At 65.8% G+C, this 5406-nt stretch carries 5 protein-coding genes; 1 reads left to right on the top strand and 4 read right to left on the bottom strand.

Translation table 11 applies throughout. From position 1 onward, the window contains the following. Positions 1–113 precede the first annotated feature (113 nt). Positions 114–1097, top strand: coding sequence for an arginase (gene rocF, locus ISS20_RS23300; RefSeq protein WP_291440001.1), 984 nt, complete (start codon positions 114–116; stop codon positions 1095–1097). A gap of 2 nt (positions 1098–1099) precedes the next feature. Here the strand turns inward: rocF and lptE are convergent, their stop codons facing one another. From lptE to ISS20_RS23280, 4 genes are all read right to left on the bottom strand, one after another. Next, entirely contained in the window at positions 1100–1597 is a 498-nt protein-coding gene (gene lptE, locus ISS20_RS23295; RefSeq protein WP_291439999.1) for an LPS assembly lipoprotein LptE, read from the bottom strand. 4 nt (positions 1598–1601) lie between these two features. Continuing rightward, positions 1602–4325: a leucine--tRNA ligase gene (leuS, locus tag ISS20_RS23290; protein ID WP_291439997.1), complete on the bottom strand. Its 2724-nt coding sequence runs from the start codon at positions 4323–4325 to the stop codon at positions 1602–1604. 99 nt (positions 4326–4424) lie between these two features. After that, on the bottom strand, positions 4425–4877 hold the full coding sequence (locus ISS20_RS23285) for a biopolymer transporter ExbD (RefSeq protein ID WP_291439995.1): 453 nt from the start codon (positions 4875–4877) through the stop codon (positions 4425–4427). Between the two features lie 22 nt (positions 4878–4899). Next, the coding region (locus ISS20_RS23280; protein WP_291439993.1) for a MotA/TolQ/ExbB proton channel family protein at positions 4900–5406 on the bottom strand (507 nt) is incomplete at its 5' end.

The following is a 5406-nucleotide window of genomic DNA, read 5'->3' as shown; positions in this document are numbered from 1 at the left end:
GAACTGATCAGCTGCAGCGCTATTCATTGGCGCCCAAAGCCCCGAGAATTCCCCCGGGGCGCGTGCACGCGCCCGCACCGACATTGACCGCCTTCCCAGAAAGCCCCCGTACCATGCCACCCACCGCCCTGCGCAGCGCCCAGCCCACCAGCCTGATCGGCGCCCCCACCGACATCGGCGCCGGGGCGCGGGGCGCCTCCATGGGGCCCGAGGCACTGCGTGTGGCGGGCCTGCAGGCAGCACTGGAGTCGCACGGACTGCAGGTGTTTGACCGGGGCAACTTGAGCGGCCCCGCCAACCCGTGGCTGCCGCCCGTGGACGGCTACCGTCACCTGCCGGAGGTGGTGGAGTGGAACCAGCGCGTGTTCGACGCTATGTATGCCGAGCTGCAGCTGGGCCACCTGCCCATCCTGCTGGGCGGAGACCACTGCCTGGGCCTGGGCAGCATCAGCGCCGTGGCCCGCCATTGCGCAGAGGTGGGTAAAAAACTGCGCGTGCTGTGGCTGGATGCCCATGCCGACTTCAACACCAGTGCACTGACGCCCAGCGGCAATGTGCATGGCATGCCTGTGGCCTGCCTGTGCGGGTTTGGCCCCGAGGCATTGACCGGGCTGGCCCGCATGCCGGGCGGTGGGCCGGCGCTGCACCCGTCGCAGATCCGGCAAATCGGCATTCGCAGCGTGGACGCGGGCGAAAAGCGCTTTGTGCACGAGCAAGGCCTGGAGGTGTTCGACATGCGCTACATCGACGAGGTGGGCATGCGCCAGACCATGCAGCAGGCGCTGGCCGGACTGGATGCGCACACTCACCTGCATGTGAGCTTTGATGTGGATTTTCTGGACCCCGACATTGCGCCCGGGGTGGGCACCACGGTGCCCGGTGGCCCCACCTATCGCGAGGCGCAGTTGTGTATGGAGATGATTGCCGACAGCGGGCGCCTGGCCTCGCTGGACATTGTGGAACTCAACCCCGCGCTCGACGTGCGCAACCGCACGGCGGTGCTGGCCGTGGACCTGGTGGAGTCACTGTTTGGCAAGAGCACGCTGATGCGCGTGCCCTCGCCGGGCCATAACAATGTGCCCGGACTCAGTGCCTAGTCTCAGCGCTTGGCAGCCGCCAGGCGGCGCATGAGCTGCTGCACCAGATCCGTCCGCATGTCGCGGTAGAGCAGCGCCTCTTCGGCCTCTTTGGCCAGCGCAATGGTTTCGTTGTAGCTGATGTCGCGCTGCTGCAGCAGCTCGGTGTCCGGGATCAGCTCCACGCCGGTGGGCGTGCGCAGGCGGAACTTGATGCGCAGGCGCAGCTGCAGTTCGCGCACCTGTCCCGACGCATTGAGGCCCACCACCACACGCTCCTGCTGCTCCTGCAGCAGATCGAAGATGGCCTCTGCCGTCGGCATGCTGGCCGGGTCGCGCAGCAGCTTGAGCTGGCTGCCCGATCCGTCGAGTGTGCGCTGCAGCTCACGCGCCAGCGGCGAGGTGGCGGGGGCCGCAATGTAGAGCGAGCCAAACCCGAACTCCGGCACACCACGCAGCCGGAATCCGCAGGCAGACAACAGGGCCACCGGGGCCAGGCTGAGCAGGGTGCGTTTGTTCATGGGGTCAGACCACCACGTTCACCAGACGGCCCGGCACCACGATCACACGTTTGGGCGCGGCCCCGGCGGCCTGGGCGGTGAAGGCCTCGCTGGCCAGCGCAATGCGCTCGATCTCGGCCTTGTCGGCCTGGGCGGGCACATGGATGGAGCCTCGCAGCTTGCCGTTGACCTGCAGCATGAGTTCGATCTCGTCCTGCACCAGCGCACCGGCATCCACCTGCGGCCAGGGCGCATCGAGCAGATCGCCCAGCGCACCGGCGTAGCCCAGGCCCGTCCACAGGCTGTGGGCGATGTGGGGCGTGGCGGGGTAGAGGCAGCGCAGCAGGATGCCAAAGCCTTCGATCAGCGCTACCTGAGCACCGGCCGAGTCCATGGCCTTGAAGTCTTCAAGCGCGTTGATCATCTTCATCGCGCCCGAGACCACGGTGTTGTACTGCATGCGCTGGTAGTCGTAGTCCACCTGCTTGAGCACGTTGTGGATCTCCAGGCGCAGGGCCTTGGCCTCCTTGCCAAACTGCACGTCCTGCAGGCTGCTGGCACCGGCCACGCTGGCCATGGCCGCATCGCGGTCAATGGCCGAGAGCTTGAGGCCGAAGTTCCACACGCGGCGCAGGAAGCGGTAGCTACCTTCGACGGCGGCGTCGTTCCACTCCAGCGTGGCTTCGGGTGGGGCGGTGAACATGGTGTACAGGCGGGCGGTGTCGGCGCCGTACTTCTCGATCAGGTCCTGCGGGTCCACGCCGTTGTTCTTGGACTTGGACATGGTGCCCACGCCCTCGTAGTCGATGGGCGTGCCCACAGGCAGCATGCCGTCGCCGCTGGTGGCTTCGTTCTTGAGCTTGGCGCCGATGATCTTGCCGCCTTCGTCCAGCACATGCTCCACGTCGTGCGGCCAGAAGTAGTCCTTGCCGCCCTTGGCGGTGCGGCGGCTGTAGATGTGGTTGAGCACCATGCCTTGCGTGAGCAGCTTGGTGAAGGGCTCGTCCACTTTCACCAGGCCCAGGTCGCGCATGACCTTGGTCCAGAAGCGCGCGTACAGCAAGTGCAGGATGGCGTGTTCGATGCCGCCGATGTACTGGTCCATGCCGCTGCCGCCAGTGGCATGTTGCTGGTCCCGCATCCAGTAGGCGGTGCCGTCGGCCACCATCGCGTCGGCGTTCTTGGGGTCGCAATACCGCATGAAGTACCACGAGCTGTCCACGAACGTGTCCATGGTGTCCGTCTCGCGGCGCGCAGGCTTGCCACACACGGGGCAGGTCACGCCCGCGTGGAAGCCTTCGTGCTTGTGCAGCGGGTTGCCCGAGCCGTCGGGGATGCAGTCCTGCGGCAGCACCACGGGCAGGTCTTTTTCGGGCACGGGCACGGCGCCGTGCTCGTCGCAGTGGATGATCGGGATGGGTGTGCCCCAGTAGCGCTGGCGGCTCACGCCCCAGTCACGCAGGCGCCAGGTGGTCTTCTTCTCGCCTAGGCCCTTTTGCTGCAGCGCATGGGCCACGGCGTTCACGGCTTCCTTGTAGGAAAGACCGCTAAAGCTGTCGGAGTTGATGGTCACGCCGCGCTGCTTGTCGCCGTACCAGTCATTCCACTGGTGGTAGTCAAAGTGCTCGCCATCGACCAGCACGACCTGCTTGATCTCGATGCCGTACTTGAGCGCAAACGCGAAGTCGCGCTCATCGTGCGCAGGCACGCCCATCACCGCGCCGTCGCCGTAGCCCATCAGCACGTAGTTGCCGACCCAGACCTGCACCTTCTCATCGGTGAGGGGGTGCGTGACGTACAGGCCTGTGGGCACGCCTTTCTTCTCTTGCGTGGCGAGTTCGGCCTCGGTGGTGCCGCCGCTCTTGCATTCTTCGATGAAGGCCTTGAGCGCAGGGTTGGTCTTGGTGGCGTGTGCGGCCAGCGGGTGCTCTGGGGCCACAGCGCAGAAGGTCACGCCCATGATGGTGTCGGCCCGCGTGGTGAACACGTACATCTTGCCGTCGCCGATCAGTGCGCCGTCTTCACCGGCGATGTCGTGCGTGAAGGCAAAGCGCACGCCTTCGCTCTTGCCGATCCAGTTCTCCTGCATCAGCTTCACTCGCTCGGGCCACCCGGGCAGCTTGTCACCGGTCACAAAGCCCAGCAGCTCTTCGGCGTAGTCGGTGATCTTGAGGTAGTAACCGGGGATCTCGCGCTTTTCGACCGTGGCACCGGTGCGCCAGCCCTTGCCGTCAATCACCTGCTCGTTGGCCAGCACGGTCTGGTCCACCGGGTCCCAGTTCACCACCTGGGTCTTGCGGTAGGCAATGCCCTTTTCCAGCATCTTCAGGAACAGCCACTGGTTCCACTTGTAATACGTGGGGTCGCAGGTGGCCACCTCGCGGCTCCAGTCGATGGCCAGGCCCATGGCCTGCATCTGCTTTTTCATGTACGCGATGTTTTCGTACGTCCACTTGGCCGGTGGCACGCCGTTTTTCAGCGCAGCGTTTTCAGCGGGCAGGCCAAAGGCGTCCCAGCCCATGGGCATCAACACGTTGTGGCCGTTCATGCGCAGGTAGCGCGTGAGCATGTCGTTGATGGTGTAGTTGCGCACGTGGCCCATGTGCAGCTTGCCGCTGGGGTAGGGCAGCATGGAGCAGGCGTAGAACTTCTTCTTGCTCGTGTCTTCCGTCACGCGGTAGGCGTCGGTGGCGGTCCAGTGGTCGTGCGCCGCGCGTTCGACGTCTTGGGGAGAGTATTTGTCTTGCATGGGGGCTCGGGGGTGAGAGAAGAGTGCAGCCGCAGGGCCGCGCTGCAGGGATTTTAGGCGGTCAGGGACTGGCACCAGCGTGCCAGCAGCCGGGGTGGGTCAGCGGGACGGGGCTGGAGACGCAGGCGACACAGGATTCGCCGCAGGTTCGGCTACAAATCCGATGCGCTGCAGCCCAGCCAGGTGGGCCGCGCCCATGACTTCGACCACGCGGCCATAGGGCACGGCAGCGTCGGCGCGCAGCTGCACCTCGGTGTCAGGGCGCTCGGCGCCAATGCGGCGCAGGCGCTCTGCCAGCGCGGTTTGCGACAAAGGCTGGTCATCCAGAAAGGCCTGCCCTGAGGCATCGACCACCAGCGTGACGAATTGCGGCGCCGTGCCGGGCGTGGCGCCCTCGGTGCGCGGCAGGTCCAGCCGGATGGCGCTGGCCAACAACGGTGCCGTGAGGATGAAGATGACCACCAGCACCAGCATCACGTCCACCAGCGGCGTCATGTTGATGTCGCTCATGGGCTGCGGCCCTGTGGTGCGCTCCAGTCTTCCGAAGGCCATGTGAGGTCAACCTTGCTGGCGCTCAGGGCCGGGAATCGGCGTGGGCCGATGTGTCGATGACCAGCTCGCGCAGGTCACGCGCAAACCCTTCCAGGTCGGCCTCGATGCGGCCGATCAGGCGGCCAAACACGTTGTAGGCCAGCACGGCAGGGATGGCGACCGCCAACCCGGCCGCCGTCATGACCAGGGCCTCGCCCACAGGGCCGGAGACGCGGTCGATGGTGATCTGCCCCGCACCTGCCATGGCAGTGAGAGCGTGGTAGATGCCCCACACCGTACCCAGCAACCCCACAAAGGGCGCCGTGGAACCCACCGTGGCCAGCAGCACCTGGCCAAACTGCAGGCGGCCCAGCACATCGTGCAGGGCATCGCGCAACACGCGCGTGAGTTGCTGGGACAAGCTACCCGCCGTGGCCAGCGTGGGCTGGGCACCGCCGCCCGCATGAGTTGCTATTAAATTTGCAGCAATCACCAAAGGAAGCACTAGCGCATCCCGGTCAAAAGCCTGCAAACGCTGCTGCGCAAGAGC

It is taken from the genome of Acidovorax sp., assembly GCF_016783915.1.
Classification (GTDB): Bacteria; Pseudomonadota; Gammaproteobacteria; order Burkholderiales; family Burkholderiaceae_C; genus Acidovorax.
Note: the sequence above shows the minus strand (reverse complement) of the source record. Positions and strands in the feature narration are given on the sequence as shown.